Genomic DNA, 26,093 nt, shown 5'->3' on the forward strand with positions numbered 1-26,093 from the left:
AAAGTTAAATTTCGTAACAAAGGTCGCGTCACCAAGGGACGATTAGGTAATTTTTGTCAGATGAGTTATCTCAACGACAACGCACTCGCGACGATGAGAGCCCAATTCGGTACATCCAGCCCCGTTGGAAACATGCCGAGGACAGCAACGCGCTGGAATTGAGCCCGCTAACCGACCAAGGGACGCAGACGATTGCGCTGCGGTCCGAGCATGCCAAGTGCATCTGCACGATCGGTGGCGTGACTGACAGCTTAACAATTGATGCGCGTCTGTTCGGACACGATCTCCGACTTCAACTCGTCGAGCACAAGATCGGCCGCGAAATGTGGGTGGGTACCTGCTCGCCGAGCTTATGCTTGGATAACGACGTCATCGATCGCGCACGCGGGCGCTCTTTCGCTGAGACTATTCTCTATGAAGGAAACTTACTGGTCGTTGTGCTTACAGGAGATTGCCGTATTCAGCGGTTCAGCCGTTTCACCGAAGAGCTTGCGGGACTCAAGGAAGAGCATGTCATCGGAAGGAGTGCTAGGGATATCTTCATGAGCGACGAAGATACAAATTCCTCCCGCAAGAACATCGAATCGTTTTCGAAAGCGACGACACGTATCAGGTCGAACGTGTCGTCAATACCGCGAAGGGGCTGCGGCTTCTTCCGTTCCGTAACACGTTTGCACGAACTGGTACCGGCGCGATGAGATATTCCTCGTGTGCTTCAGCGTGGACATCGCTGATGAGCGACAGGCGCAAGAACGGCGCGCAAGACCGGCCAACATCGACGAGCTAGCCGGGCTGGGTAACCGAAACTATCTGCTCGAAAAGCTGCAGCTTCCGCTCGGCGACGAAAGTGGCGTCGATTCATTGGTAATACTCTACGTTGATATCGTCAGCTTCATAGGTTAAATAAGTTTCAAAATCCTTCTATCGATAAAGAGGTGAAACACAATTTCGACGTAAGTGTTGATTAGCAATTAACTGTCAATTATGCGGCGCTGCCTAATCGGAGCCGCGAGCATTTGCATGTTTTAAATTCATTCGATAATTTTATCGATAGGGGAGAATTTTACATGACTAAACGACGTCAATTTATTGGCTGCCTGGCGGCTCTCGGTGGCGGTTATATCCTGACCGCACGTGGCGCGGGCTCCAGCCAGGGTAGTGCGCCATCAGCGAACGGTACCACCATCCCATCGGCCGCGACAATCACTGACAAATTCGGCGCATTGTGGACCGTTGTCAATGGTGTGATTTATCGCAATGGCAATACCGTTGGCAATACGTATAACGTATCGCTGCTGCTCTGGTACGGCGGAAAGATCTGGCACAAGGGAACGGGCGGCCAGTTCTACGTGTGCACCGACCTTGGCGGATGGTTGCCATGTAATGACCCACGTATCGCCGTCGAAGCCACTCCGGGAACGTTCTATGGCGTGAACGGGCATTTTGACTATACCTACACACCGGTACATCTCGTATCGATCCTCAAGGGCATGGGGTGCACGAATTATCGTGTGGAATGTACTGAAAATCCTGCTCAGGTGAATGCGGTCATTAAGTTGGCGAAAGCGTTCCAGTCGAATGGAATTTCACTGCTGGTGCTGATCAACCAGGGTGTCTACGATTCAAATGGTAATCTGTTCCGGAGCGAGTCTGCTGCATACAACCGCGGATTGCAGGTTGCCATGACCGTCGCCAATGCGCTCAAGCCATACGGCGTCACAATCTACGAGTGCGGGAACGAATTGACGCGACAGAATGCGACGATCCTTGACTTCACCAACGCAGGCACCAAAGCGGTCGACTTCAACAACCAGAACTGGCCCATCATGCGCGGTGTGATGCGCGGGATGATCGACGGCGTGAAGGCCGTTCAGTCGTCCGCAAAATGTGGCATTAACTTCAGTGCCGCGGACATTGGTGCAGCTGACGCGTTATGGGACGGTAAGCAACCGGACGGCACAGGCGGCTATCCGAAAGTGCGGTGGGACATTACGACCTGGCACAACTACGAGGTGTATGGCGACATCTTCAACATTGGAATCGACGGCGCCGGCCCGGGTTTCGACCTGCCTATGTATTGCAACGCTCGATATGGTGTGCCGTTCATCATCACCGAATGGAACACCGGGCCGGAAAGAACACAGGAATATCGAGCTAGTTACATTACGAAGACTCTGGCCAAGTTCTATCAGGCGCGGAAAACGCACAACATTCAGTCGGTGATGTATTTCGTGCTCGATAGCGGAGACAATACCTACGGAATTATGAGAAATGGCGTTGCACTCAATCCGCCGCACAGCGCATTCTCCAGTTTCGTGTCGGGCAACGGAGATAACTGACTGTACGTGTTTTGTCGCAATAAGGTGATCTCAACGCGCTGCGGGTTTCGATCGTGATCGATGGCGTCAAGGTTGGGATGGCAGGTTGTATCGCGATCAGGAATAGAGGTGCGCAAGAGCCACGTTGAACAGGAATGCTTACATCACCAGCGAATAGAACTGGGTGGCAACCGTTCGGTCGACGCCGTTGCCATTGATCTGCCCCTCGCAAATCATGTGCATGAGTTCGATGCCGGTGAGGATGATGCGCGCACACCGGAAATTCTTGAAGCCCATCGTCGGTTTGATGATGTGTTGGATGGCGCGGTGATCCTGCTAAATGAGGTTGTTCAGGTACTTGTTCTGGCGAACCTTGACCGGTGTCGTACACCCGGCGTTGAGCGCGTCAAGCGCGGCCAGATTGGCGCCGCTCTTGTCCACTGTGATCGTTTCGAGCTCGCCGTTCTGCTCAATCGCCTTCTGGAAGTAACGGCGCGCAGCGGTCTGGCCACGATCGGCGCGCTGATCGACTCGTCGATGATCGAGCGCCGCATTGCACGCAGCCCGCGGCTCGTCGTCGGCACGCCGGCGTATTTCGAGCGGGCCGGCATCCCGAAATCGCCGGCCGATCTCGCCCGTCACCAGGCGATCGTGTATGCGCGGCGGGGCGGCGGCGAAGCCTGGTTGTTCAGCAGGAGCGGCTCCGAAGTCGCGGTGGCGATTTCCGGGCGCCTGCGCGTGAGCGCGGCCGAAGGGATGCGGACCGCCGTAAGCGGCGGCATGGGGTTGGCGGTCGCGTCGCGCTGGATGTTTTCGCCCGAGCTCGCGTCCGGCACGGCGCAGGCGGTGCTGACCGACTGGGAACTGCCGCCGATCGACCTGTGGGCCGTGTTTCCGGCCGGCTCGCGACGGCGCGCGGCCGCGTGTTCGTCGAAGTCGTCGAACAGGCGCTGGCGGAGGGCGAACCCGCAGCGACGCAATGACGGCGGCCGGGCAGGGGCGCCGGTTTTGACGAACCGCGGCCGCCGCTCAGAACGGCGCCTTGCCGATCGCCGCGCCGCCGTCGACGTACAGCGTCTGCCTCGTCATGAAGCCCGCGTCGTCCGACAGCAGGAACGCGATCGTCGCGGCGAATTCGTCGGGCTTGCCGAAGTGCCCTATCGGGACTGCGGCAAGATGGCGCCGCTCGCCTTCGCTGCCCGGCGCATTGTTCGGTCGGCCCGGGCGCCACCGCGTTGACCGGGATGCCCGTGCTTGCGAGTTCCAGCGCCCACGATCGCGAAAAGCTCAAGAGCGCGGCTTTCGCCGCCGCATACGCGGTGCGCTGCACGATGCCGAGCACGGTCCGACTGGAAATGTTCACGACGCCCCCCAGCCGCGTTCGCGCATGCAGGGTAGCAGCGCCTGGACGGTCTGGACGGCCGGATGCAGGTTCAGCGCGAGCCCGGCGGCTCGCCGGCGCTCTACTTCCGGCTTTTCAGGAAAGTCCGCCCTTCGGCCGTGATCGACGCGCCGGAGCGGCCGTGCACGGGATGGTTGACGAAACCTGCGCTGACGAGCTCCCGCGCGATCGACCAGCCGAGCGCCGGCGCATCGCGTCCGTAGCGAACGTCGGCGAGGCGTTCGAGCGCCCAGATTGCGGAGGCTGACAGGTTGGGGGTGTTGGACGTGTCGTTGTCGCTCATCGCTTCCTCGGGGATTGGAGATTCGGGGTGGGCGGCGCAATGCCGCGAGATTGGCGGTGCAAGCGTCAGCGTGCCTGCAGCAATGGAATCAGCGCGTGCAGCGCCGCTTCCTCGTCGGGGCCGGTAGCCAGCACCTGGGCCGCCGTGCCGCCGTGTACCTGCAGGGACGCGATGGCGGCGCCGTCCTTCGCGTTCTCGCCCTGACCGTTCGCGATCAGCAGGATGTCGCTTTCGAAGCGGCGAGCCGCGTCGACGGCCGCGTCTCGTGCGGCACAGCCGCGGTTGCGGTTCCACGCGGGGCCGATTTGAACGTACACAACGGTTGCCACGATGCTGGAAAGCCTCCGGACGGGTGGTCGGGGCGGTACGCGGCGCCGGGCCGGTAACACAGCGGGGGCGCGCGAAACGCGGTTTCACGACACGTGTCGCGTACATCGGGTGGCCGGCCTTTCACGGTTTCCCGCGGGGGCGCGGGGCGTCGATCGGGTGGTCGAGGTGCATCATTCGGTGCGAACATGCCGGCATCCTCGCTGAAGCCGCCTTCAAGTTCGCCGAATGTCGCGAGATTGGGATTATAATACATGGGTCAGGTTATGTGTATTGCATTATAATGCTGTGTGCGCCGATGACGGCTCGCCACTCCGTTGGCGGGCGTGTCCCGGGCACCCTTGCCCGGGCGCGCAGCCTGCTCGCAGGGTATTTCTTTATCGACCGACCCGAACTCATCCCGAATGGAAGCTGCAATGAACGCCGCCCCTGCCTGCCCGCAATGCGCGATGGAAAACACCTACCCGGACGGCACGCTCTACGTGTGCCCGGACTGCGGTCACGAATGGTCGGCGACGGCCGGTGCCGAAGCCGGCGATGAAGCGGCCGGCGACGTCGTCAGGGACGCGAACGGCAACGTGCTGTCGGACGGCGATTCGGTCGTGCTGATCAAGGACCTGCGCGTGAAGGGCTCGTCGATCACGCTGAAGATGGGCACCAAGGTCAAGAGCATCCGGATCGTCGGCGGCGATCACGAAGTCGACTGCAAGACGGACGCCGGCGGCTTCATGCTGAAGGCCTGTTTCCTGAAGAAGGTGTGATTGCGCGCGTGCGCCGCGACGGCGGCGCTTCGTTCGCGCGGCCGGCCGCACGCGCATCGAGCGGCTTCGACTGTTTGACTACCCGGGCATAGCGAGTATGGCAGAGGATCGAACCTCCTACGATGCGTTCGTCAGATTCCTGTCGACGCCGTTGCACGATGGCCGGCCGTTCGTGCTCGAGACGCGCCATGCGGTGTCGCTGCACTTCGATCATCTCGCCACGCAGAGCTTCATGTCGCTGAAGGATCCGGCCGGGCTCGCGCTCGGCTACACGCGCGTGATGATGGGCTTCCTGCTGCTGCAGCCCGCGCCCGCGCGCATCTGCATGCTCGGGCTCGGCGGCGGCTCGCTGGCGAAATACTGCCACCGGCATCTGCCCGACACGGCGATCGATGCGGTCGAGATCAATCCCGAGGTGATCGCGCTGCGCGACGTGTTCAGGATTCCTGCAGACGACGCGCGCTTCAGGGTGGTGTGTGCCGACGGCGCGGACTACATGACGGAGGCGGACGTGCGCGCGGACGTGATCCTGCACGACGCGTTCGTCGCCGAAGGCATGCCGGGCCGGTGCGCGAGCGCCGCGTTCTTCGCGGCGTGCCGCGAGCGGCTGAACGACGCGGGCGTGCTCGCGATCAACTTCACCGACGACGATCCGGCGCTGCCGCTGTACCTCGAGCGGCTGCGCGCCGTGTTCGGTGCGTCGTATGCGCTGGTCCCGTGCGGTGACGACAACAATTTCATCGCGTTCGCATGGAAGGGCGGCGATCGCTTGCCGTCGTTGCGCATCCTGCTCGAGCGCGCGCTCCAGTTCGCCTTTGCCGGCGAACTGAAGCTGGCCTCCACGGCCCGGCGGGTGAAGGGCGGGGCGGGCATCGATCCGGCGCGGCTGGTCTGGCGCGACCAGGCACCCGGGCGCTGGGAAATCGGGGCTTGACCCGCGGTTACTTCATGCGCTTGCCGAGTGGGCTCTTGGTCTTGTAGGTCACGCCGTGATGCTCGAGATACTCGCGGATCAACTGACGTACGACTTGCGACGGCGTGAGATCCTGCGCCGCGCAGAGCATCTCGAATGCTTCCTTCTTGGCGGGATCGATCAGGACGGTCAGGCGGGCGGTCTTCGTTTCCATTGCGCGGACGGGTCGGCGGATATGTTAATCAAATTATAATACATCTGCGTTTGGCGCCACGGCAGAAACGGTTGTCCGGCCGGTTGCCGTGCGGTCCGGCCGTCCAGCCGGACGTTCCGCCCGGATGCGTGCGCACGGGGCGGGTTTTGCGCCGGCTCAGGGCCGGCGATCGAGCCGGCAGAGCCAGGTCAGCACGTCGTCGGCCACGGGCACGATCGCGAGCGTGACCAGCATGCCGGCGAGCGGTACCGTCGACACGTAGCCGACGTACTTGAAGCCGATCGCGCCGGCCAGGCCGCCGACGAAGAACGACGCCAGCATCGTGGCGTGAATCCTCAGCTTCGCGCGGTTGGCGACGACCGCATGCATGTCCACGTCGACGGCCGAGCGGTTCCAGTAAAACAGCTTGCCCAGCTCGATGCCGAGGTCGGTCACGATACCGGTCATGTGCGTCGTGCGGATCTCCGCGCCCGACAGCTTCGTGATCATCGCGTTTTGCAGCCCCATGATGAAGCACAGCAGGATCACGGTCACGGGCACGAAGAACGCCTCCCACAGCGCGAGGTGGCTGCCGAGCAGCCCGAACAGCAGGAGCAGCACGGCCTCGACCAGCAGCGGCAGCACGTACTGGCTGTGCAGGCCGCGGCGGCGCCCCCAGTTGACGAGCACCGCCGAGCAGCCGGCGCCGACGAGAAACGACGCCAGCGAACTGATGCCGGCCAGCGCGAGCGGAATGTCGCCGAGCGCCGCCTGGTCGGCGATCGCCGACACGATGCCGCTCATGTGCGACGTGTATTGCCTGACCGCAAGGAAGCCGCCCGCGTTGGTCGCGCCGGCGACGAACGCGAGCGAAAAACCGAGCTGGCGGTTCGCGGTCGCGCTGCGGTGTTTTCCCGTCAGGCTTCGAAAGTACTGCGCTGGCATAAGGGTTTCGCTCAATCGCCGGGATCGAGGGCGCGGACGCGCCGCACGGCGCCCTTCGGGCCGAACGGGCGGCCCGCGAGGGCGCCGGCTTTCTCGAATCATGTGGCTTGTATGATAATGCAATTATCATGTTCTGTTAGCCAGATTGCGCTTTCGATGCAATAATGCGCATGGAGCCGGCGCGCCTGCCGTCGCCGTTCCATGCCCCCGTTCAACCCGAGCGTACTGGAGACAATCCGGATGGCACCCGTGCCGGTCGTCCATTTCGTGCTGCTGGTCGTGGCCGCCTGGCTCGCGATCGGCGCGCTGGGGCTCGGGGCGCTGCATCGCACGCGAGTCGTCGCACACGGGCTGTTTCCGCTCGGTGCGCTCGGCGGTCTGCTGCTGGCGGCCGCGGGGCTCGCGGGCGTGTTTGCCGAGCCGTCCGTCGCGGTGCTGCCGATCGGGCTGCCCGGCCTGCCGTTCCATCTGCGGCTCGACCGCCTGTCCGGCTATTTCCTGTTCGTGCTCGGCCTCGTCAGCGCCGGGATCGGCGCGTTTTCCGCCGGCTACTTCCGCAAGGGCGAGGGCGCCGCGCCCGGGCTCATCTGCTGCGAATATCACGTGTGCGTCGCGAGCATCGCGCTCGTGCTCGTCGCGGACGACGCCTACGCGTTCATGGTCGCGTGGGAAACGCTGACGCTGTCCGCGACCTTCCTCGTGATGACCAACCACCGGATCGGCGAAATCCGCCGTGCGGGTTACCTGTATTTCCTGATTTCGCATGTCGGCGCGCTCGCGCTGCTGCTGTGCTTCGGCATCCTGCAGGCGCGCACCGGCGATTACACGTTCGCGAACATGCGCACCCAGTCGCTCGATGCAACGTGGGCGTCGCTCGCGTTCCTGCTCGCGCTCGTCGGCTTCGGCGCGAAGGCGGGCGTGTTTCCGCTGCATGTGTGGTTGCCCGATGCGCATCCGGCCGCACCGTCCCCGGTCTCGGCGCTCCTGAGCGGGTTCGTGCTGAAGGTGGGGCTGTACGGGCTGCTGCGCACCGTGTTCGACCTGCTGCACGTGCAGATCGCGTGGTGGGGCGTGCTGCTGCTCGTGCTCGGCGGCGGCACCGCGCTGCTCGGCGTGGTCTTCAGCACGATCCAGGTCGACATGAAGCGCCTGCTCGCCTATTCGTCGATCGACAACATCGGCCTGATGTTCGTGTCGCTCGGGCTCGCGGTGCTGTTTCGTGCGTTCGGCATGACGACCCTGGCGGCACTCGCGCTGACCGCGATGCTCTATCAGGTCGTCGCGCATGCGGCATACAAGAGCCTGCTGTTCCTGGGGACGGGCGCCGTGCTGCACGCCACCGGCGAGCGCAATCTCGGCAAGCTCGGCGGGTTGATCCGTTTCATGCCGTGGACGGCCTGGGCCGTGCTCGTGGGCGTCGCGGCGAGCGCGGGCCTGCCGCCGCTGAGCGGTTTCGTCGCGGAGTGGCTGTTGCTGCAGGCGTTCCTGTTCACGCCGGGCCTGCCGGATTCGGTGCTGGCGATGACGGTGCCGATCGCGGCCGCGCTGGTCGCGATGTCGGCCGCGCTCGCCGGCTACACGATGGTCAAGTTCTTCGGCATCGTGTTTCTCGGGCAGCCGCGGGAAGCCAAGCTGAGCCGCGCCCGCGACGCGAATGCGTGGGAGCGGCTCGCGTTCTGCTGGTTCGCGGCGGTCAGCGTGCTGCTCGGGCTGATGCCCGCGCAGTTCGTCAAGCTGCTGGATCCGGTCACGCGCGGGCTCGTCGGCGCCGGCGTCGGCGCGGACAATCACGGCTGGCTGCTGTTCGTGCCGGTGTCGACCGCGCGCGCGAGCTACATGCCGGCCGTGTTCATGCTGTTTTTCGTCGCGTGCTGCGGGCTCGCGTGGCTGCTGGTGCGGCGCTTCTACCACGGCCGGCTGCGCCGCGCCGCGCCATGGGGTTGCGGCTTCCCGTTTCCGACCACGCGGATGCAGGACACGGCCGAGGGGTTCGGGCAGCCGATCCGCGAGATTTTCGCGCCGCTGCTGCGCATCGAGCGGCAGGTGCCGTCGCCGTTCGACGCGCAGCCCGCGTACCGGGTGTCGGTCGCCGATCGCACCTGGCTGCTCTACGAGCGCATCGCGGCGATCACGCTGCGCGCGGCCGAATGGGCGGGCCGGCTGCAGACGGGCCGGATCGCCGTCTACCTGACCTACAGCTTCGCGGTGCTGATCCTGCTCCTGATGCTGGTGAGAAGATGGTGACCGTCTCCGGCGTGGTATCGCAGATCCTCGAGATCGTGGTGGCGCTCGCCGCCGCGCCGCTGCTGTCCGGCTGGATCAACCAGTGCCGCGCGTGGCTGCAGAACCGGCGCGCGCCGTCGGTCTGGCAGCCGTACCGGATGCTCCACAAGCTGTTCAACAAGGAATCGGTCGTCGCGCACGGCGCGAGCGCGGTGTTCCGCGGCGCGCCCTACGTCGTATGGGCCGCGATGACGCTCGCGTGCGCGATCGTGCCGACGCTGTCGACGGAACTGCCGCTGTCGCCCGCCGCGGACGCGATCGCGCTCGTCGGCCTGTTCGCGCTCGCTCGCGTCGCGCTGTCGCTCGCCGCGATGGACATCGGCACGGCATTCGGCACGCTCGGCGCCCGGCGCGAGATGCTGATCGGCTTCCTCGCGGAGCCGGCGCTGCTGATGGTCCTGCTGTCCGCGTCGCTGATCACGCAGTCAACGCTGCTGACGAGCATCGTCGGCACGCTCGGGCGCGGCGAGCTCACGCTCTATCCGAGCCTGGCGTTTGCCGGCATCGCGTTCACGCTGGTGTCGCTTGCCGAAAACGCACGGCTGCCCGTCGACAATCCGGCCACCCACCTCGAACTGACGATGATCCACGAGGCGCTGATGCTCGAATACTCGGGGCGGCATCTCGCGCTGATGGAATGGGCGGCGAGCCTCAAGCTGTTCGCCTATTCGTGCATCGGCCTCGCGCTGTTCGTCCCGTGGGGCATCGCCGAGGCCGGTAACCCGCTCGCGCTGCTGCTGGCGGTGCCGGTGCTGTTCGTCAAGCTGATGGCGGGCGGCGCGGCGCTCGCCGCGGTCGAGACCGTCAATGCGAAGATGCGGCTGTTCAGGGTGCCCGAGTTTCTCGCTACCGCGTTCCTGCTCGCGGTGATCGGCATGCTCGTGCACATCCTGCTGGGGGCGTGAATGCACGGCTACGCGACGCAACTGATCAACTTCCTGGCGGCGCTGCTGCTGATCCTGTCGTTCGCGATGCTGAGCCAGCGACGCACGCTGTCGCTGATCCATCTCTATACGCTGCAGGGCGTCGCGCTCGTGTCGGCCAACCTGATCCTCGGCGTGCTGACGGGCGACGCGAACCTGTTTGTCTCCGCCGGGCTGACGCTCGTGCTGAAGGTCGGCGTGATCCCGTGGCTCCTGTATCGGCTGGTGCGCCGGCTCGACGTGCGCGCCGACGTCGAGCCGCTCATCAACATCCCGACCACGCAACTGATCGGCATCGTGCTCGTGATCGTCGCGTTCAACGTCGCATCGCCGATCAGCCAGCTCGCGACCTCGGTCGCGCGCGGCGCGCTCGGCATCGCGCTCGCCTGCGTGCTGCTGTCGTTCATGGCGATGATCACGCGCGCCAAGGCGATTCCGCAGGTGATCGGCTTCCTGTCGATGGAGAACGGGCTGTTTTTCGCGGCGACGGCCGCGACCAACGGGATGCCGATGATCGTCGAGCTCGGCATCGGGCTCGACGTGCTGGTCGGCATCCTGATCCTCGGCGTGTTCATGTTCCAGATCCGCGAGCAGTTCGACAGCCTGGACATCCATCACCTCGAGACGCTCAAAGATGAATGAGGCCCAGGTCATGCTCGCCGTGCTCGGCCTGCCGCTCGCGGCCGCCGCGACGCTCGCGTGCGTGCGGTCCAGCCGCGTCGCGCGCAACCTGAACGCCAGTTTCAGTTTCGCGACGTTCGCGGCGACGCTCGCGCTCGCCGCGCACACCGTCGAAAACGGCCCGTCGAGCGTGTTCGACGGCGCGTTCTTCGTCGATCCGCTCAACGTCTACCTGGTCGCGCTGACCGCGTTCGTCGGCTGGACGACGTCGTTGTTCTCGCGTCCGTACATGCAGGTCGAGGAGGATCGCGGCAGGATGACGGCCGCGCGGATGCGGCTCTATCACGCGATGTATCAGCTCTTCATGTTCGCGATGCTGCTCGCGCTGCTGACCAACAACCTCGGCGTGCTGTGGGTCGCGATGGAGGCGGCGACGCTGGCGACCGTGCTGCTCGTCAGCGTCTACCGGACGGCCGCGAGCCTCGAGGCCGCGTGGAAGTATTTCATCCTGTGCGGCGTCGGCATCGCGCAGGCGCTGTTCGGCACGATCCTGCTGTACCTCGCCGCAAGCCGGCAGCTGGCCGGCGGGGAGGCGCTGCTGTGGACGAGCCTCGTCGCGGTCAAGGCGCACCTCGACCCGACCATCGTGTCGATCGCCTTCGTGTTCCTGCTCGTCGGCTACGGCACGAAGGTCGGCCTCGTGCCGATGCACAGCTGGCTGCCGGACGCGCATGCCGAAGGCCCGACGCCGATCTCGGCGGTGCTGTCCGGCTTGCTGCTGAACGTCGCGCTCTATGCGGTACTGCGCTGCAAGGTGCTGGCCGACGGCGCGCTCGGCAACGGGCTGCCGGGGCGGCTGCTGGTCGGGTTCGGGCTCGTGTCGGTGCTGGTCGCGTCGTTCTCGCTGTTCCGGCAGAAGGACGTGAAGCGGCTGTTCTCGTATTCGTCGATCGAGCACATGGGGCTGGTGACGTTCGCCTTCGGCCTCGGCGGGCCGGTCGCGATCTTCGCCGGATTGCTGCACATGACGGTGCACTCGCTCGTCAAGTCGGCGATCTTCTTCGCGGTCGGCCATGCGGCGCAGAAGGCCGGCACGCAGGCGATCGACGGCATTCGCGGCCTGCTGCAGGTCAGCCCGACCGTCGGCTGGGGGATGATGCTCGGCACGCTCGCGATTCTCGGCCTGCCGCCGTTCGGCGTGTTCGCGAGCGAATTCCTGATCCTGACGACCGCGATGAACACGCTGCCGTGGACGGCGCCGTTGCTGCTGCTCGGGCTCGCCGTCGCCTTCGCGGCGATCTTCGCGCGCGTGCAGCGGATGGTGTTCGGCGGCACGACGACGGCGAAACCGCTCGGACACCGGCCGGCGCTGTTGCCGGTGTTCGTCCACCTGGCGCTCGGCCTGATGCTCGGCCTGTACGTGCCGCCTTATCTGGCGACCTGGTATCGCCAGGCCGCGACGATGCTGGCGGGGTGACGCATATGCGACTCGAATCGATACCCAGGGAGGCCGCGGTCCTGCTCGAATGCCGGGCGGGCCAGGTTCGCGCGGCGCTGATGGAAGTCGACCCGGCGGGGTGGCTCGAGGCGGCGCGCGTCGCGCGCTCGGAGCGGAGCCGGCTCGTCGCGATGTGGGGCGGCGACGCGCGCGACGCGGGTTTTGCGGTGAACGCCGCGTACGAATGCGACGACGGCATCCTGTGGGTGCGTCTCGCGACCGGGCGGCAGCCCGACGCCAGCGGGGATTTCCCCGATCTGGCGCCGCTGTTTCCGTCCGCCGCCCGGATGCAGCGGGCGATCTTCGACCTGACCGGCCTGAGCGCGCGCGGCGCGCAGGACACACGGCCGTGGCTCAATCACGGCAACTGGCCCGACGACTATTTCCCGCTGCAACGCTCGGCGAGCGGTGTCGAGGCGTTCGAATCGAACGAGGCGAACTACCGGTTCGTGCCAGTGGCCGGCGACGGCGTGCACGAGATCGCGGTCGGGCCCATCCACGCCGGCATCATCGAGCCGGGACATTTCCGCTTCTCGGTCGTCGGCGAGAAGGTGCTGCGCCTCGAGGAGCGCCTCGGCTACGTGCATCGCGGCGTCGAGCGACTGTTCGAGCGGACGGCCGCGTCGAACGGCCATCGGGTCGCGGGCCGGATCGCCGGCGATTCGACCGTCGCGTTCTCTTGGGCCTATTGCATGGCGCTCGAGCACGCGTGCCGCACCGCAGTGCCGAAGCGCGCGCTGTATCTGCGCGCGCTCCTGCTCGAACGCGAACGCGTGGCGAACCACCTGGGCGATCTCGGCGCGCTCGGCAACGACGCCGGGTTCGGGTTCGGTCTCGCGCAGTTTTCCCGGCTCAAGGAGGACTGGGTGCGGATGAACGATCGCGCGTTCGGGCATCGATACCTGATGGACCGGATCGTGCCCGGCGGCGTGGCGGTCGACGTCGGGCCCGACAGCGTCGCGAGCCTGGCGGACACGTGCGAACGCATCGAACATGACGTGCGCGTCATGCGGACGATCTACGAAGACCAGTCGGGGCTGCAGGACCGGTTCGTGGGCACCGGCCGATTGACCGCCGAGGTCGCCGCGCATTTCGGCGTGCGCGGCCTGGCCGCCCGCGCCAGCGCTCACGCGTTCGACGTGCGTGCGGCGATGCGGCCCGCGCCGTACGACGAGGTCGCCGTCAACGCGGCGAGCGATCCGCGCGGCGACGTCGCCGCGCGCGTGGCCGTGCGGTTCGCCGAGATCGACGAATCGGTGCGCGTGATGCGCGTGCTGCTGGCGAATCTGCCGGCGGGCGAGGTTGCCGTCGACATGGCGCCCGCCGCGGCGCCTGCCCGCGGGATCGGCTGGGTCGAGGGATGGCGCGGCGATATATTCGTCGCGCTCGAGACGGAAGCGGGCGATGCGATCGCGCGGTGCCATTGCCACGATCCGTCGTGGCAGAACTGGCCGGCGCTCGAACATGCGATCATCGGCAACATCGTTGCCGATTTTCCGTTGATCAACAAATCGTTCAACCTGAATTACGCGGGGCACGACCTCTGATGTGGCAGCTTATCCGGCAGTTTGCGCGCACCGATTTTCCCGACGAGCCCGTGCCGGCGGCGGAGGATGCGTGGCGTCGCGAGGAGGGGCGCATCCGGCAGGACATTCTCGATCTGCTCGGGCGCGCGCTCTGCATCCGGCAGATCGACGCGGGATCCTGCAACGGCTGCGAGCTGGAGATCCATGCGCTGAACAACGCCTACTACAACATCGAGGGGCTCGGCATCAAGTTCGTCGCGAGTCCCCGCCATGCGGACCTGCTGCTCGTGACCGGGCCCGTGACGCTGAACATGCGGGCGGCCGTGCTCGCCGCATACGACGCGACGCCGGCGCCGAAGCTCGTCGTCGCGGCCGGCGAGTGCGCGTGCACGGGCGGCATCTTTGCCGAAAGTTACGCGGTGTGCGGCCCGGTTGCGTCGATCCTGCCGGTCGACGTGACGATTCCCGGCTGCCCGCCGCCGCCTCGCGACTTGTTGCGCGGGATCCTGACGGCCTGCCGGGCGCGCGGTGTTTGACGTGGCGGGGCCGTGGCGACTTTCAGCGCGTTCGTTCGGAGGTCCTGCGATCATCGTGCCGCGACCGGGCCGTGCGGCGCGACCGGCGCCGGGAGCGCGGCCGAATCCTGTGTTTATCCCCGCTTTTATCGGCTGACGAGCCGGATATCCGGCTCGCTCGCCATGACTTCGACTCCTGCTTCATGACACCCATCAAATTCATTCTTCGCTACACGGCGATCCCTTTCACGGCCATCGTGGCCGTGGTGATCTGGACCGTCATACCATCGTCGAAAGAGATCGATGCGAGACAATATGCGGCGCTGTCGCGTTCGTATGCAAGTTTCCCGCTGCCGTTCCGGCACGAGATCTCGGAAGCGATGGACCACGGCCGGATCAACGACCGGCGCTACCAGGCACTCGTGCGCGATTCGCTGGGCAACGGCGTCGCGCTCGACTGGCCGGCATCAGGCGTCGGCGGCATCGCGGACGAACGACAAAAACTGGCCGAACTGATTCAGGCCGATTCGGATCTTCAAAGGCAACACCCATGAAAACTCTGCTGGTCTCCGTGGCATTCGCGATGATCATCGCGAGCCTGATTTTCGCGCTGTATTTCATGAATCACGATCGCGGCAAGTCCAAGCGGATGGCGTGGTCGCTTGCGGCACGCGTCGGGCTGTCGGTCACGCTGTTTCTGTCGCTGCTGATCGCGTACAAGCTCGGCTGGATCGAGCCGACCGGGTTGCCGATCGGGCGTTGAGCAGGACACGCCCCGCTGCATGCGGGGCGTTTTCTCAAATGCAAGTTTTATTCTGGAATAGAGGTGTTGTGATAAGAATACTTATCCCGATACGGTTGATGCGGATGAATGCGGTCAGTGGGATTGCAACGTCGAAACGGTCATTTCGTATCACCGGGCCGCGATGAAATCGCAGCCCGGTGTGCGTGCGCCGGCGAGGGCAGCGGCATTCTGCCGACGCGCTGTCCGCGTGCAGCCGCTCATCCGCGCGCCTGACGAAGCGCGCGGCTCATCTCCGCGATCGGCATCGACGCAATCGAGTTCAGCAGGCGGATTTCCCCGGCATCGGGGCGGGCGATCTCGCGCACTTCATCGAGCGTCTGCGCGACGCTGCGATCGAGCGGTTCGAGAAAGCGCCGGAGCTCGCTTTCGGCCGCCTTCTCCTTGAGCCCGAGCGCGTTGCCGAACGCGATCAGCGCGCCCATGTCGATGTCGGAGAAGCGCGTCGCCGTGCCGAGCGGCATCGTCAGTTCGCAGTGCGGCCAGTGGTCGCCGCGATGGTCTGGCCGGTGCGTGGGCGTGTGATAGACGACCGTGCTGACGATGTCGTAGAACGGCGCAAGCCGGTAGCCGCGCGCGTCGACGAAGAACGACAGGTTTTTCAGGTGCGCGTCGCCATTGCCGACCACCACGTTGAAGATCGTCCAGCGGAACACCGACAGGCGCGCGAGTGCGCGCGTGCTGGTCTGCCCGATCGCGCGGCCGAGCTCCTCCGCATTCGCGCGCTGGTACTTGAAGCCGCGATCGTAGTTCAGCAACTGCATCGCATCGATCGTGTGCAGGCGTCCGGCCGGCTCCGACGCGGTGTCGCGGTCGAAGCGGTCGATCACGTAGCACGCGGACGGCGCGCGAAGAAAATGCACGTCCGGAACGTCGAGGCCCATCCGCTTCGCGAGCTTCATGCAGAAGAACTCGTTGATCGCCGAATGCGGATAGCCGGCGGCGCGCATGTCCGGTTTCAGCAGATGCATCGACGGCTCGCTGCCCACCGGTTCGAACAGCGCATAGTTCGGCGCGTCGCCGCGCAGGATCAGCAGCAGTTTCTGCTGCGCGCCGGCCGCAGACATGCGCTTGGGCGCGGTGGCCGTCAGTGCGTGCTCGGGCATCGCCTGGATGCGGCGCTCGAGCTCGTCGAGCCCAAGCGGCTGCATGCTGCCGGCCGCTTCCTGCTCGCCTTCGGCCAGCAGCGTGAGCGCGCCGGCCGATTCGCGCCCGAAGTAGGCGAGCAGGCCCCACGCATCGGCGGCATCGACCTTCGCCTCGCGCGCGAGCGACGTCCGCATGCCTTCTTCGGGCAGCAGGTTGTCGAAGAACCACTGGACCGGGCGATCGGTCGAGCTGTCGGTGAAGGTGCCGGCGCGCAGCGCGAAAGCGGGCGACAGCGGGTACGCGTGCGGCGAGGTGAGCCACTGTGCATCGTACGTGAACGACCAGATGCCTTTGTCGTCGGTCAGCCTGCCCATGCGCAGCCCGTTCGCGGACGCGATCAACGTTCTAGCCGCCATGGCTGCTCCTGCGGCGTCGCGCGGCCTTGAGCGCGTTTTCCGCCGAAATCTCGATCGACGACTGCGCGAACAGGCTCACGCCCAGTTCGCCGAGCAGCAGCAGCACCTTGCCGATTTGCGCGGTCGGCTTCCCGGCTTCCACCTGGCTGATGAATTTCGGCGAGAGCCCCGTGGCGTTCGCGAGTTCGTCCCGCGTGAACCCCTGCTGGAGCCGCACGGCGCGAATGAGGTTGGCGAGGGCGCCGATCGTGTTGACGGACCGAGTCTCCGGCATGACGTTCTCCGTGCTTCGTATCTGAGCGGGAACAGTATTGCACAATTTACGGGTTCGGGCATTGATTCGTATCCGTTCGGAAACGGAAGCGCTCCGTGGGCGGCTGGATGATCGTTCCGTTCCCGATCGGGAACCGGATGGCGTGGAATTGCGGACAACGGCATTTCCGTATCCGAACGGATACGTGAATGGCGTGCGGGCGGAGCCGGCCGGCCGCGCGTGCAACCCGGGCACGGGACGGCGTGCATCGACGCTGACGCTACCGTTGTGCGCGTCCGGACCGACACGTCTGTCCGACGATCGTACGGCGCGCGTCAACGCCGCTGTGCAGCGGTCGGCAGCGCGCGTCGACATCGTTAGAATGACCGCGGCACAGCGGTCCATTCCGTGGCCCGTCACCCGATCGACATGAACCCATGACCGTACAAGAACTCGAAAAACTGATGCGAAGCCTGTTCGACGACGACAGTCTCGACGTCTTCGGCGAGACCGGCTACAGCCTCTCTTTCGTCGTGCCCGGCAAGGTCAAGGACGTCAAGGCGGCGCTGCTCGCGCGCACGGACCCGGCCGGATGGGACGGCGAGGCGGGGCACTGGTTCTACCGATGCGACGACGAGGACTGGGCACTGTATCTGCGCTCGATCCCGCATGCGGTGTCCTGCATCGCGACCGTGCAGTCGCTGCATGCGCTCCACATGCAGCGGCATCTGGAGGCATCGGCGGTCACGCCGGAGCAGCAGGCGAGCTACGACGCCGAGGAGGCGCAGCGACAGCAGGAGGCCGAAGCGCGGCATGAGCGCGACACGCGGACGGAGCCGCTTGCGCCGCTCGGCGGGCCGTTCCATACCGATGGCGAACGCGTATGGGCCCGCATCGGCAGCGGGCATCGGTATCGTGCGCTCAACAATTTCGATCTCGGCAGCTTTCGGCATCTGGTCGACAACTTTGCCGTCGATGCGTCGGGGCTGCGCTACTACGCGAGCGGCGCCGCGTTCGGCTACGACGACGAAGGCGAAGGGCTGATCACCGATGGCGATGCCGCGACGCTGGAATCGCTGGGCGGCGACTGGTATCGCGATGCACGGCAGGCCTACTATTTCGGCCCCGATATCTACGATCGCGGCGAATGGCATCTGACCGTGGTCAAGGCGGACGTCGCCAGCCTGACCCATATCGGCGGCGCGTACGCACGGGATGCGAAGCACCTGTTCTGTGCCGGCGTGCGCAAGCGCGGCATCGCCGATCCGGCCCGCGTGGTCAGCCTCGGTTACCGGTATGCACGGCTCGGCGCGCAGATTCTTTACGACGGCAAGATCGTGACCAAGCCGGGGGGGATCGACGTCGAGACGGCGCGCGCCGTCTTTCACGACGTGCTGGTCGACGATGACGGCCACGTGCTGTGGGGGCAGAGCTATCGCAAGCCGTTGCCGGGGATCGACGCGAAAAGCCTGCGCTTTCTGACGCGGTTCTATGCGGTCGATGATCATCGCGTCTACTACCGGACCAACACGAACCTGGCCGTTTGCGACGGCGTCGACCGCGCGAGCGTGGACGTCGTGTCGTCGATGAGCATCCGCGACAAACACGGGTTGATCGACCTTGGATATCCGGATGGCGTCGTGCGCGTGCCGGATTCATCGACGCAATCCTGAAAGTCTCGATCGGACGGTTTCGCGCGCGGCGCAGCCGCCCGTTGCTGTAGAGCAAAGCAAAGATGTCAATTCGAGGTACCCGTCGCACGTGGCTCTTGGCGCCCGAGTTGACGACATTATCGACAATCTCACCGAAATAATGTCGTCACTTCGTCTATGTCCGAAGCAAAGTCGTCAATTCGCGTCGTACACTCCCCTGCACGACCGTAGAGGCATGATTTATATACGATTCTCGGTATGCGAATCGTTCAGTCGCGACGCCCCGCCCCGGACACGCCCTGGACGACTGCATGGGCGGTGTCCATTCCATCTCGGCCAACAAGAGCCGGTCGAGTTTGCATACAAAACGGTACAAAACTGTCGATTGCGTTGCGCCGCAATCGAAGACGCCAAGATGCCCCGGATGACAGTAATACGACGACGTTGCAAATCTCACACACAAAAAAGAATACGGGGTTGACGGTTTTTTTACGTCGATGATGCTTCATCATACGAATTTCGCACCCCACTCAAGCCCTCAAACGCGCCAGATCGGCACAGTGGCGGCATGACGGTGACGGAGCCGCGGAAATCGGCCATCGATGTGTCGCCTATATCGTGGTCGCCGCGGCGGCTGTTGTCGGTCCGATCGAGGTGCGGCCCTTCGTGCGGGATGCGTGACCGCGTACGCAACGTACTGGGCCGAGCGCATTGCACAGCCGCGACGAACGGCAAGGTTTCTCAGCAAGTCGTCCTTTCGCTCGACGTCCGTTTCATTCGCTATGCCACAGGAGGTATCACGATGAAATTGCATCCTCGCCTCGCCATTACCGCTCTTGCGCTCGCTGCTGCCCTAACCCATGCCGCGCTGGCCGCTGATGCGCTGCCGTCGTACCACGGTGACCCGTCGCAGACGTCGGTGTCCGGCCTGTCGTCGGGTGCCTTCATGGCGGTCCAGTACCAGGTCGCGTACTCCGGTTCCGTAGTCGGGGCTGGCGTGGTCGCCGGCGGTCCGTACTACTGCGCGGCAGGGAACTTGTTTAACGCCTCGATCTGCATGGGGCAGGTACCGTTCGTTCCGCCGAACTCGACGCTGATGGTAACCGCCGCCGCAGGCTTTGCTTCGCTGAATCAGATTGACCCACTATCGAACCTTCAGAAGGCGCGGATCTACGTGTTCAGCGGAACGAAAGACACAGTTGTCTACCAACAGGCAGTCGACTCGACAGTGTCGTTCTTCAAGGAGGCCGGCGTCCCTGCGTCGAACCTGAAGTACGTGAATAACGTGCCGGCTGGTCACGCATTCATTACACCGTCGTTCGGCAACGTGTGTGCTGACAATGCGCCTCCATACATCAGCCACTGCGAGGTCGGCAAGCAGAGGTACGACCAGGCCGGCGCGTTGCTGCAGTACATCTACGGCCCTTTAAAGCCGCCAGCGAAGAGCCTGACCGGGAGAATCGTGCCGTTCAGTCAGCGCGAATTCGCAGCATCTGCGACCGGCATGGCGGACACGGGATTCGTCTACGTGCCTAAGTCGTGCGATCAGGGAGCGGCGTGCAAGGTTCACGTCGCATTCCATGGATGCAAGCAGTCGGCAGCTGTGGTTGGCGACGATTTCTATGAGAAGACCAACTACAACTACTGGGCCGACACGAACAACATCCTCGTTCTGTATCCGCAGGTGAATGCGTCCACGATCCCGTTCAATCCGCAAGGTTGCTGGGACTGGTTCGGTTATACGGGTCCCGATTACGCGGTGAAATCGGGTTCCCAGCTTACTGCGGTTAACGCCATGGTCGGCCGACTGCTCTCCAAGCCGTAACGCGCGAGCACGTGTGTGCTCACACGGTGAGTTCAATGCCATACAGAAGAATCCGGACACGGCGAGATTTACGATTCTCATGAATCCTTCCGCGCCGCGACGTCAGTCATCTGTACGACCGCATCGGAGCGGATTGACCGTCGCTTGTGGGTCGATCTGCGCCGGTCGCGCGTCACAGGGCGGCGGCCGGCGGCGTTCGGCCAAAAAGGGACCTTGACTCGATTAAGGCGCGAGACATTCAGGGGGCTCGTCAAGCCAACAAGCGGTCTTTCAGCACAGAGCGCCGACCTGAGCTGTCGACCTTAGCCGACGTAGTCACGGGGCCGCAGCACTTTTCAATGCGCTTCACTCTCTCCGACGCTGCGGGACTTTCACTTCTGCATTCGAAATACGCCCGCCTGCTCCGAGCGCTGGCGAAGTTCTGCGAGCGTGTATTGGACAGAGCGTGCCTGCTCGGTTGGATGGGCGCTCGTGGTGTTCAGAATGTATTTCTAAGAGGTCCCGCGGCAAAGAAGTATCGCGCTCATTTCGCCCGCGAGACGTCCGGAGTCAGCTTGACGATTGCGTCGAGCGCACCATTCACCATGCCGCGTACCACCGGCTCCACTTTCTTCGCGACCTCGGGCAGATAGTCGAACGGCGCGTTCTCGCTCATGTAGGTGGACTGGCACATCTCCAGTTGCACCGCATGCACGCCGTCATGCGGCGCGCCGGCGTGCCGTGTGATAAAGCCGCCCTTGAAGCGGCCGTTCGCAATCCACGTGAACGGACTCGCCGCGGCGACGCGCTGCACCGCTTCCTGCACGGAAGGCGCGGCGGTGCGGCCATCCTGGGTGCCGATGTTCAGGTCCGGCAGCTTGCCTTCGAATAACCGTGGCAGCACGCTCGCGATCGAGTGCGCTTCCCACAGTAGCACGTTGCGATGCTGGCGGCGCAGGCGCGTCAGTTCTTCATGCAGGGCGTCGTGATACGGCTGCCAGTAAGTGGCCACGCGGCGATTGCGTTCGGCCGCGTCCGGCGCGCAAGCGTCGCGATACAGCGGCTCGCCGCGAAAGGTCTCGGTCGGGCACAGCGACGTGGTGGTCTGCCCCGGATATAGGCTTTCGTCGTTCGACGGCCGGTTCAGGTCGATCACGTAACGTGACACGCGCGCACCTAGAATCGTTGCGCCGAGCGCGCGGGCGAATCCGTAGAGGCGGTCCAGATGCCAGTCAGTGTCAGCGACGGTCAGCGCGATATCGGTGTACCGGTCGCGCAGCGCAACCGGGATGTGCGTGCCCAGATGGGGAATGGAAATCATCAGCGGCGCATCGCCGCGGTCGAGTGAGAAGAGATCGTTCATGGTGCCTGGGATCGGTTGACGGTTGCGCTCAGGCGTCGGCGAGAAGCTGCGCCAACGCCCGGCGATAGTCCGCGTAAAGCCTGGCTTCGTCGCGATGACGGCGCTCGTGGATCACGCGCTCGCCGCTGACGAAGACGTCGCGCACCGGTGTTTCGCCGTGCTCGCAAAAGACGGCGGACGACAGCCACGTCGCGCCGGTCTGCTCCGCGAGATCGGGATGGTCAGGATCGAGCACGATCCAGTCCGCTCGCGCGCCCTGCTTGAGGGCGCCGGCCGCGCGGCCGGTCGCACGTGCGCCGCCCGCAAGCGCGCCCTGGAACAGGCGGTCGGCGACATGCGATGCCTGCGGCGAGGCCAGCACGTTGCGCTGACGCCGCGCGAGCCGCTGGCCATATTCGAGCAGGCGCAGTTCCGCGCGCCAGTCCACGCCGATATGGCTATCCGAGCCGACGCCGAATGCGCCTCCTGCATCGAGGTAGTCGCTTGCGGGGAACAGGCCGTCGCCGAGATTCGCTTCAGTCGTGAGGCACAGGCCCGCTATCGCGCCGCTCTTCGCGAGTGCAAGCGTTTCGCGTTCGTCGACGTGCGTCGCATGCACGAGGCACCAACGCGCGTCGACGTCGAAACGCTCGAGCAGCCATTGCACGGGCCGTGCGCCGAGCGCCGCGACGCAGGCATCTACTTCCGCGGTCTGCTCCGCAATGTGGATATGCACCGGTGCGCCGGGCGACATCGCGTCGAGTCCTTCGAGCGCGGCGCGCAATGAATCCTCCGATACAGCGCGCAGCGAGTGCGGCGCGATTCCGTAACGCAGCGCGCCGTGTTCCGGACGCGCGGCGCGCAGCGCGCCGAGAAGCTCCAGAAAGGCGTCGGTCGCGTTGATGAAGCGGCGCTGGTCGGCGCGCGGCGGTTGTGCGCCGAAGCCGCTGTACTGATAGAGCACCGGCAGCATCGTCATGCCGATGCCGGTCTCGCTCGCGGCATCCACGACGCGCTGCGCGAGTTCGGCCGGATGCGAGTGACGGCCGCCGTCCTGCGCGTGGTGCACGTAGTGGAACTCACAGACGGACGTATAGCCCGCCTTGAGCATCTCGACATACAGCCAGCGCGCTATCGCACCGAGCATCTCGGGCGTGATGCGTGCGGCGAAGCGGTACATCAGGTCGCGCCAGCTCCAGAAGCTGTCCGTGGGATTGGCGCGGTATTCCGTGAGGCCGGCCATGGCGCGCTGAAACGCGTGCGAATGCAGGTTCGGCATGCCCGGAATGACCGGCCCCGCTGCGACCCCGGCATCCGCCGGCGCGGTGGTTGTGTCGGGCGTAACGGCGACGAGCGTACCCGCGTCGTTCCACTCGATCAGAACGTTGGTGCGCCAGCCGTCAGGCAGCAGCGCATGGGCTGCGAAGAGCGATTTCGGGGATAAATTCAAGAGTCGGCTTCCGTATTCAGCGACGTGCACACCAGCACGCCATCTCCTTCTATGGCGATCTCGACGGGATTCGCCCGGTCGATGCGCAGCGTGTCGAGTGGCGTCAGCGCGATGCACGCCGGCCCGGCCCGCACCTCGACCGATCCCTGCGCGCAAAGCAGCAACGCCGTATCCGCGGCGAAGGTCCGGCGCCCCGGCGCGCGCACGATGTCGACCGAGGCGCGCGCCGCGCCGCGGTACGTCATCAGGTTGAACACCCGCACCGTGCCGTTTGCGAGGTGCGCCGTCACCGGCGCTTCGCCGGTGAAGTGCGCAACGTCAAACGCACCCAGGACGCCTGCGCCACCGAGCGTCATCCCTGCGCCGTCGAGAACCATCAACAGGCGGTCGATGCCGTCGAAACGCGAGAACGGCCCGTCGCGATCGATATCGGCAATGCTCACGCGCCACGCGTGCGCACAGGACGCGACTTCGCGCGTGATGCCGCCGCCGTTTTTCCACGGCGACGCCACGAGCGCGGCGCCGCGTATCAAGGTCGAGTTCACGCGCGCGACAGCACGGCCTGCAGGAACGAGCGGGTGCGGGGTTGCGTGGGCGTCGAGAAAATCTGCGCGGGTGGCCCCGCTTCAACGATCTCGCCGCCATCCATCACGACCACGACATCGGCCACTTCCTTCGCGAAGCCCATCTCGTGCGTAACAACGAGCATGGTCATGCCTTCGGAGGCGAGCAGCTTCATCACCTGCAGCACTTCGCCCACGAGTTCGGGGTCGAGCGCGGAAGTCGGTTCGTCGAAGAGCATGACGCGCGGCTGCATCGCCAAAGCCCGCGCGATGGCGACGCGCTGCTTCTGGCCGCCCGAGAGGCTCGCAGGCATCGCATCCGCCTTGTGCTCGAGACCCACCTTCTTGAGCAGGGCAAGCGCAGCGGCTTCGGCGTCGGCTTTCGAGGCGCCGCGCAGCATGCGCGGACCCACCGTGATGTTGTGCAGCACCGAGAGATGCGGGAACAGGTTGAACGACTGGAACACCATGCCCACTTCGGTGCGCAGCGCGTTGAGTGGGCGGTCCTTGAGCATCGTGCCGTGATCGACGAGCCGTTGGCCGCAGATATCGATCGTGCCGCGCTCGGGCTGCTCCAGCCCGTTGCAGCAGCGCAGAAACGTACTCTTGCCGGAACCGCTCGGTCCGATCACGACCACGACCTGGCTCGGCTGGATGTCGAAGTCGATGCCGTTCAATACGCGATGCGCGCCGAACGACTTCGTGAGTTCGCGAATGCTGACGATAGGTTGAGCGTTGCTCATTGCACCATGCCTCCTGCGCGTAACCGACGTTCAGCGCGATGAAGAATGAAGTTGGTCGTTTGCGTGAGCACGAGATACACGAGCGCGATCACGATATACACTTCGAGCGACCGGTAGGACACGCTGATGATCTTCTGGCCTTCGTGCATGAGATCGTGAATTGTCAGCAGCGACACCAGGGCCGAGTTCTTGATCAGTGCGATGAACTCGTTGCCGAGCGGGGGAATCATGCGCACGATGGCCTGCGGCAGAATGATCGCGCGCATGGCCTGTCCCGACGACATGCCGATGGAGCGCGCCGCTTCCATCTGTCCGCGATCCACGGACTGGATCGCGCCGCGCACGATTTCCGACACGTAGGCCGCCGAATACAACCCGAGCCCGAGCATGCCGCAGACGAACGCGGGCAGCAGGATGTCGAACTGCGGCAGGCCGAAGAACAGCAGGAACAGCTGCACGAGCAGCGGTGTGCCGCGGAAGAAGATCAGGTAGCCGGTGCAAAAGCCGTAGACGAGCCGCCGTTGCGGATAGAGCCGGCCGATGCCAATCAGGAGGCCGAGCAGGCACGAGAGCACGAGCGCGGCGGCGGTCACTTCAACTGTGACCAGCGCGCCGTGCGCGATGTCGGCCCAACCGGCGAATGCCGGCGTGAAGTCGAGTATCATGAGTCAGGTCCGCCGGATTACTTCGCGTTTGCCGAGGTGCTGGCGCCCGTGCTGAACCACTTCTTCACGATGGCGTCGTAGGTGCCGTCCGCCTTGATCTTCGCGAGCGCGGCGTTCATCTTGTCGCGTAGTTGCGGTTCGTCCTTGCGCACCGCGATGCCGTACGCTTCAGTCGTCAGTTCCTTGTCCAGCACGCGGAAACCGGGGCGCGTGCGCACGAACTGGTACGCGGCGGGCTTGCCGGTGACGGCGGCGTCGGCACGGCCGATACCGACGAGATCGAACATCTCCTGGTTCTTTTCAACTTCCACGCGCTGCACCTGCGGATAGTTGTCGCGCAGGAAATTTACCGACTTCGTGCCGACCTGCACGGTCACTTTCTTGCCGTTGAGATCGGCGAGAGTCTTGATCGGCGAGTCCGCCTTGACCAGCGCGGAGAGACCGCCCGCAAAGTACGGCTGCGTGAAGTCGACAACCTGCGCGCGCTCAGGCGTGATGTAGATGCCCGAGATCGCCGCGTCGAACCGCCGTGCCACAAGACCCGGAATGAGCCCCTTGAAGTCGATGTCCGTCCACTGGACCTGCTTACCCATCGCCTTGGCCAGCGCGTTCATGATGTCGATGTCGAAGCCGGTGCGCTGGCCCTTGTCGACGAATTCCATCGGCGGGAAGGTCGCGTCGGTTGCAACGTTGAGCACGTTCGAATCCTGCGCGGATGCCGTGCCGGGCGCGATCGCCGTCAGCAGCGCCATGCCGAGGCTTGCAGCGGAGAGAAGGGTTTTCAGTTTCATGGTGCGGGCTCCAGA

The 26,093-nt window shown here is 64.8% G+C and carries 27 protein-coding genes and 3 pseudogenes; 16 read left to right on the forward strand and 14 right to left on the reverse strand.

The window, feature by feature from the left end; translation table 11 throughout:
* The first annotated feature begins 239 nt into the window (after positions 1 to 239).
* The 3 genes from DM992_RS38145 (at position 240) to DM992_RS38155 (ending at position 2,339) form a co-directional block, all read left to right on the forward strand.
* Positions 240 to 698 (forward strand): PAS domain S-box protein, encoded by a 459-nt coding sequence (locus DM992_RS38145; protein WP_162631843.1) that lies wholly within the window; start codon positions 240 to 242, stop codon positions 696 to 698.
* A gap of 22 nt (positions 699 to 720) precedes the next feature.
* Positions 721 to 903, forward strand: coding sequence for a hypothetical protein (locus DM992_RS38150; RefSeq protein WP_162631844.1), 183 nt, complete (start codon positions 721 to 723; stop codon positions 901 to 903).
* 164 nt (positions 904 to 1,067) lie between these two features.
* Entirely contained in the window at positions 1,068 to 2,339 is a 1,272-nt protein-coding gene (locus DM992_RS38155) for a hypothetical protein (RefSeq protein ID WP_111021405.1), read from the forward strand.
* Positions 2,340 to 2,477: 138 nt separating this feature from the next.
* Here the strand turns inward: DM992_RS38155 and DM992_RS38160 are convergent.
* A pseudogene (locus DM992_RS38160) lies at positions 2,478 to 2,840 on the reverse strand (DDE-type integrase/transposase/recombinase); the annotation flags it as partial.
* Here DM992_RS38160 and DM992_RS38165 point away from each other — a divergent pair.
* Positions 2,832 to 3,301 (forward strand): annotated as a pseudogene (locus tag DM992_RS38165) (substrate binding domain-containing protein); the annotation flags it as partial. The pseudogenes DM992_RS38160 and DM992_RS38165 overlap by 9 nt on opposite strands.
* A 46-nt stretch (positions 3,302 to 3,347) precedes the next feature.
* Here the strand turns inward: DM992_RS38165 and DM992_RS38170 are convergent.
* The 3 genes and pseudogenes from DM992_RS38170 to DM992_RS38180 all read right to left on the reverse strand — a co-directional run.
* Positions 3,348 to 3,752 (reverse strand): annotated as a pseudogene (locus DM992_RS38170) (SDR family oxidoreductase); the annotation flags it as partial.
* A gap of 29 nt (positions 3,753 to 3,781) precedes the next feature.
* Positions 3,782 to 4,003, reverse strand: coding sequence for a hypothetical protein (locus DM992_RS38175; protein ID WP_111021406.1), 222 nt, complete (start codon positions 4,001 to 4,003; stop codon positions 3,782 to 3,784).
* A 65-nt stretch (positions 4,004 to 4,068) separates the two neighbouring features.
* A complete protein-coding gene (locus tag DM992_RS38180) occupies positions 4,069 to 4,320 on the reverse strand; it encodes an HPr family phosphocarrier protein (RefSeq protein ID WP_111021407.1) in 252 nt (83 codons plus the stop codon).
* 426 nt (positions 4,321 to 4,746) lie between these two features.
* Between DM992_RS38180 and DM992_RS38190 the strand changes: the two genes are divergently transcribed.
* Positions 4,747 to 5,091, forward strand: coding sequence for a zinc ribbon domain-containing protein YjdM (locus DM992_RS38190; RefSeq protein ID WP_034184663.1), 345 nt, complete (start codon positions 4,747 to 4,749; stop codon positions 5,089 to 5,091).
* Between the two features lie 97 nt (positions 5,092 to 5,188).
* Positions 5,189 to 6,025: a fused MFS/spermidine synthase gene (locus tag DM992_RS38195; protein ID WP_111021409.1), complete on the forward strand. Its 837-nt coding sequence runs from the start codon at positions 5,189 to 5,191 to the stop codon at positions 6,023 to 6,025.
* 7 nt (positions 6,026 to 6,032) lie between these two features.
* Here the strand turns inward: DM992_RS38195 and DM992_RS38200 are convergent, their stop codons facing one another.
* Together DM992_RS38200 and DM992_RS38205 are read right to left on the reverse strand one after the other, a co-directional pair.
* Positions 6,033 to 6,218: a ribbon-helix-helix protein, CopG family gene (locus DM992_RS38200; RefSeq protein ID WP_034184418.1), complete on the reverse strand. Its 186-nt coding sequence runs from the start codon at positions 6,216 to 6,218 to the stop codon at positions 6,033 to 6,035.
* Positions 6,219 to 6,374: 156 nt separating this feature from the next.
* Entirely contained in the window at positions 6,375 to 7,142 is a 768-nt protein-coding gene (locus tag DM992_RS38205; protein WP_111021410.1) for a YoaK family protein, read from the reverse strand.
* 240 nt (positions 7,143 to 7,382) lie between these two features.
* On the opposite strand from DM992_RS38205, the gene hyfB reads away from it, so the two are divergent.
* From hyfB to DM992_RS38245, 8 genes are all read left to right on the forward strand, one after another.
* Complete coding sequence (gene hyfB / locus DM992_RS38210; protein ID WP_111021411.1) at positions 7,383 to 9,386, forward strand: hydrogenase 4 subunit B; 2,004 nt, start codon at positions 7,383 to 7,385, stop codon at positions 9,384 to 9,386.
* Positions 9,380 to 10,330 carry an NADH-quinone oxidoreductase subunit H gene (locus tag DM992_RS38215; RefSeq protein WP_034184415.1) on the forward strand — a complete coding sequence of 317 codons (951 nt, stop codon included), beginning with the start codon at positions 9,380 to 9,382 and terminating at the stop codon, positions 10,328 to 10,330. Before hyfB ends, DM992_RS38215 begins: the two co-directional genes overlap by 7 nt.
* Positions 10,331 to 10,990, forward strand: a complete 660-nt coding sequence (locus tag DM992_RS38220; protein ID WP_034184414.1) for a formate hydrogenlyase — start codon at positions 10,331 to 10,333, stop codon at positions 10,988 to 10,990.
* Positions 10,983 to 12,446, forward strand: coding sequence for a hydrogenase 4 subunit F (locus DM992_RS38225; RefSeq protein ID WP_111021412.1), 1,464 nt, complete (start codon positions 10,983 to 10,985; stop codon positions 12,444 to 12,446). The genes DM992_RS38220 and DM992_RS38225 overlap by 8 nt, the downstream gene beginning before the upstream one ends.
* A gap of 5 nt (positions 12,447 to 12,451) precedes the next feature.
* The gene (locus DM992_RS38230; RefSeq protein ID WP_111021413.1) at positions 12,452 to 14,014 is read left to right on the forward strand and encodes an NADH-quinone oxidoreductase subunit C; all 1,563 of its coding nucleotides are present in this window, start codon (positions 12,452 to 12,454) and stop codon (positions 14,012 to 14,014) included.
* A complete protein-coding gene (locus DM992_RS38235) occupies positions 14,014 to 14,529 on the forward strand; it encodes a formate hydrogenlyase (protein WP_111021414.1) in 516 nt (171 codons plus the stop codon). The genes DM992_RS38230 and DM992_RS38235 overlap by 1 nt, the downstream gene beginning before the upstream one ends.
* A gap of 182 nt (positions 14,530 to 14,711) precedes the next feature.
* Entirely contained in the window at positions 14,712 to 15,062 is a 351-nt protein-coding gene (locus DM992_RS38240) for a hypothetical protein (RefSeq protein ID WP_111021415.1), read from the forward strand.
* A complete protein-coding gene (locus DM992_RS38245; protein WP_006489184.1) occupies positions 15,059 to 15,271 on the forward strand; it encodes a twin transmembrane helix small protein in 213 nt (70 codons plus the stop codon). Before DM992_RS38240 ends, DM992_RS38245 begins: the two co-directional genes overlap by 4 nt.
* A gap of 239 nt (positions 15,272 to 15,510) precedes the next feature.
* Here the strand turns inward: DM992_RS38245 and DM992_RS38250 are convergent, their stop codons facing one another.
* Both DM992_RS38250 and DM992_RS38255 read right to left on the reverse strand, forming a co-directional pair.
* The gene (locus DM992_RS38250; RefSeq protein ID WP_111021416.1) at positions 15,511 to 16,815 is read right to left on the reverse strand and encodes a HipA domain-containing protein; all 1,305 of its coding nucleotides are present in this window, start codon (positions 16,813 to 16,815) and stop codon (positions 15,511 to 15,513) included.
* Positions 16,805 to 17,089 carry a helix-turn-helix transcriptional regulator gene (locus tag DM992_RS38255; protein ID WP_034184404.1) on the reverse strand — a complete coding sequence of 95 codons (285 nt, stop codon included), beginning with the start codon at positions 17,087 to 17,089 and terminating at the stop codon, positions 16,805 to 16,807. The genes DM992_RS38250 and DM992_RS38255 overlap by 11 nt, the downstream gene beginning before the upstream one ends.
* 416 nt (positions 17,090 to 17,505) lie before the next feature.
* Between DM992_RS38255 and DM992_RS38260 the strand changes: the two genes are divergently transcribed.
* Positions 17,506 to 18,741: a DKNYY domain-containing protein gene (locus DM992_RS38260; RefSeq protein WP_111021417.1), complete on the forward strand. Its 1,236-nt coding sequence runs from the start codon at positions 17,506 to 17,508 to the stop codon at positions 18,739 to 18,741.
* A 781-nt stretch (positions 18,742 to 19,522) separates the two neighbouring features.
* The gene (locus tag DM992_RS38265) at positions 19,523 to 20,545 is read left to right on the forward strand and encodes a PHB depolymerase family esterase (RefSeq protein WP_111021418.1); all 1,023 of its coding nucleotides are present in this window, start codon (positions 19,523 to 19,525) and stop codon (positions 20,543 to 20,545) included.
* Between the two features lie 523 nt (positions 20,546 to 21,068).
* On the opposite strand, the gene hutG is transcribed toward DM992_RS38265, so the two are convergent.
* The 6 genes from hutG to DM992_RS38295 are packed head-to-tail and all read right to left on the reverse strand — an operon-like array spanning position 21,069 to position 26,078.
* Positions 21,069 to 21,887, reverse strand: a complete 819-nt coding sequence (hutG, locus tag DM992_RS38270; protein ID WP_111021419.1) for an N-formylglutamate deformylase — start codon at positions 21,885 to 21,887, stop codon at positions 21,069 to 21,071.
* Positions 21,888 to 21,915: 28 nt separating this feature from the next.
* The gene (locus DM992_RS38275) at positions 21,916 to 23,316 is read right to left on the reverse strand and encodes a formimidoylglutamate deiminase (protein WP_111021420.1); all 1,401 of its coding nucleotides are present in this window, start codon (positions 23,314 to 23,316) and stop codon (positions 21,916 to 21,918) included.
* A complete protein-coding gene (locus DM992_RS38280; protein WP_111021421.1) occupies positions 23,313 to 23,861 on the reverse strand; it encodes a HutD family protein in 549 nt (182 codons plus the stop codon). The genes DM992_RS38275 and DM992_RS38280 overlap by 4 nt, the downstream gene beginning before the upstream one ends.
* On the reverse strand, positions 23,858 to 24,622 hold the full coding sequence (locus DM992_RS38285) for an amino acid ABC transporter ATP-binding protein (RefSeq protein ID WP_111021422.1): 765 nt from the start codon (positions 24,620 to 24,622) through the stop codon (positions 23,858 to 23,860). Before DM992_RS38285 ends, DM992_RS38280 begins: the two co-directional genes overlap by 4 nt.
* Positions 24,619 to 25,287: an amino acid ABC transporter permease gene (locus DM992_RS38290; RefSeq protein WP_111021423.1), complete on the reverse strand. Its 669-nt coding sequence runs from the start codon at positions 25,285 to 25,287 to the stop codon at positions 24,619 to 24,621. Before DM992_RS38290 ends, DM992_RS38285 begins: the two co-directional genes overlap by 4 nt.
* Positions 25,288 to 25,304: 17 nt before the next feature.
* Positions 25,305 to 26,078 carry a transporter substrate-binding domain-containing protein gene (locus DM992_RS38295; protein ID WP_111021424.1) on the reverse strand — a complete coding sequence of 258 codons (774 nt, stop codon included), beginning with the start codon at positions 26,076 to 26,078 and terminating at the stop codon, positions 25,305 to 25,307.
* Between the last annotated feature and the right edge of the window lie 15 nt (positions 26,079 to 26,093).

Source organism: Burkholderia sp. JP2-270 (genome assembly GCF_003233675.1).
Lineage (GTDB): Bacteria > Pseudomonadota > Gammaproteobacteria > Burkholderiales > Burkholderiaceae > Burkholderia > Burkholderia pyrrocinia_C.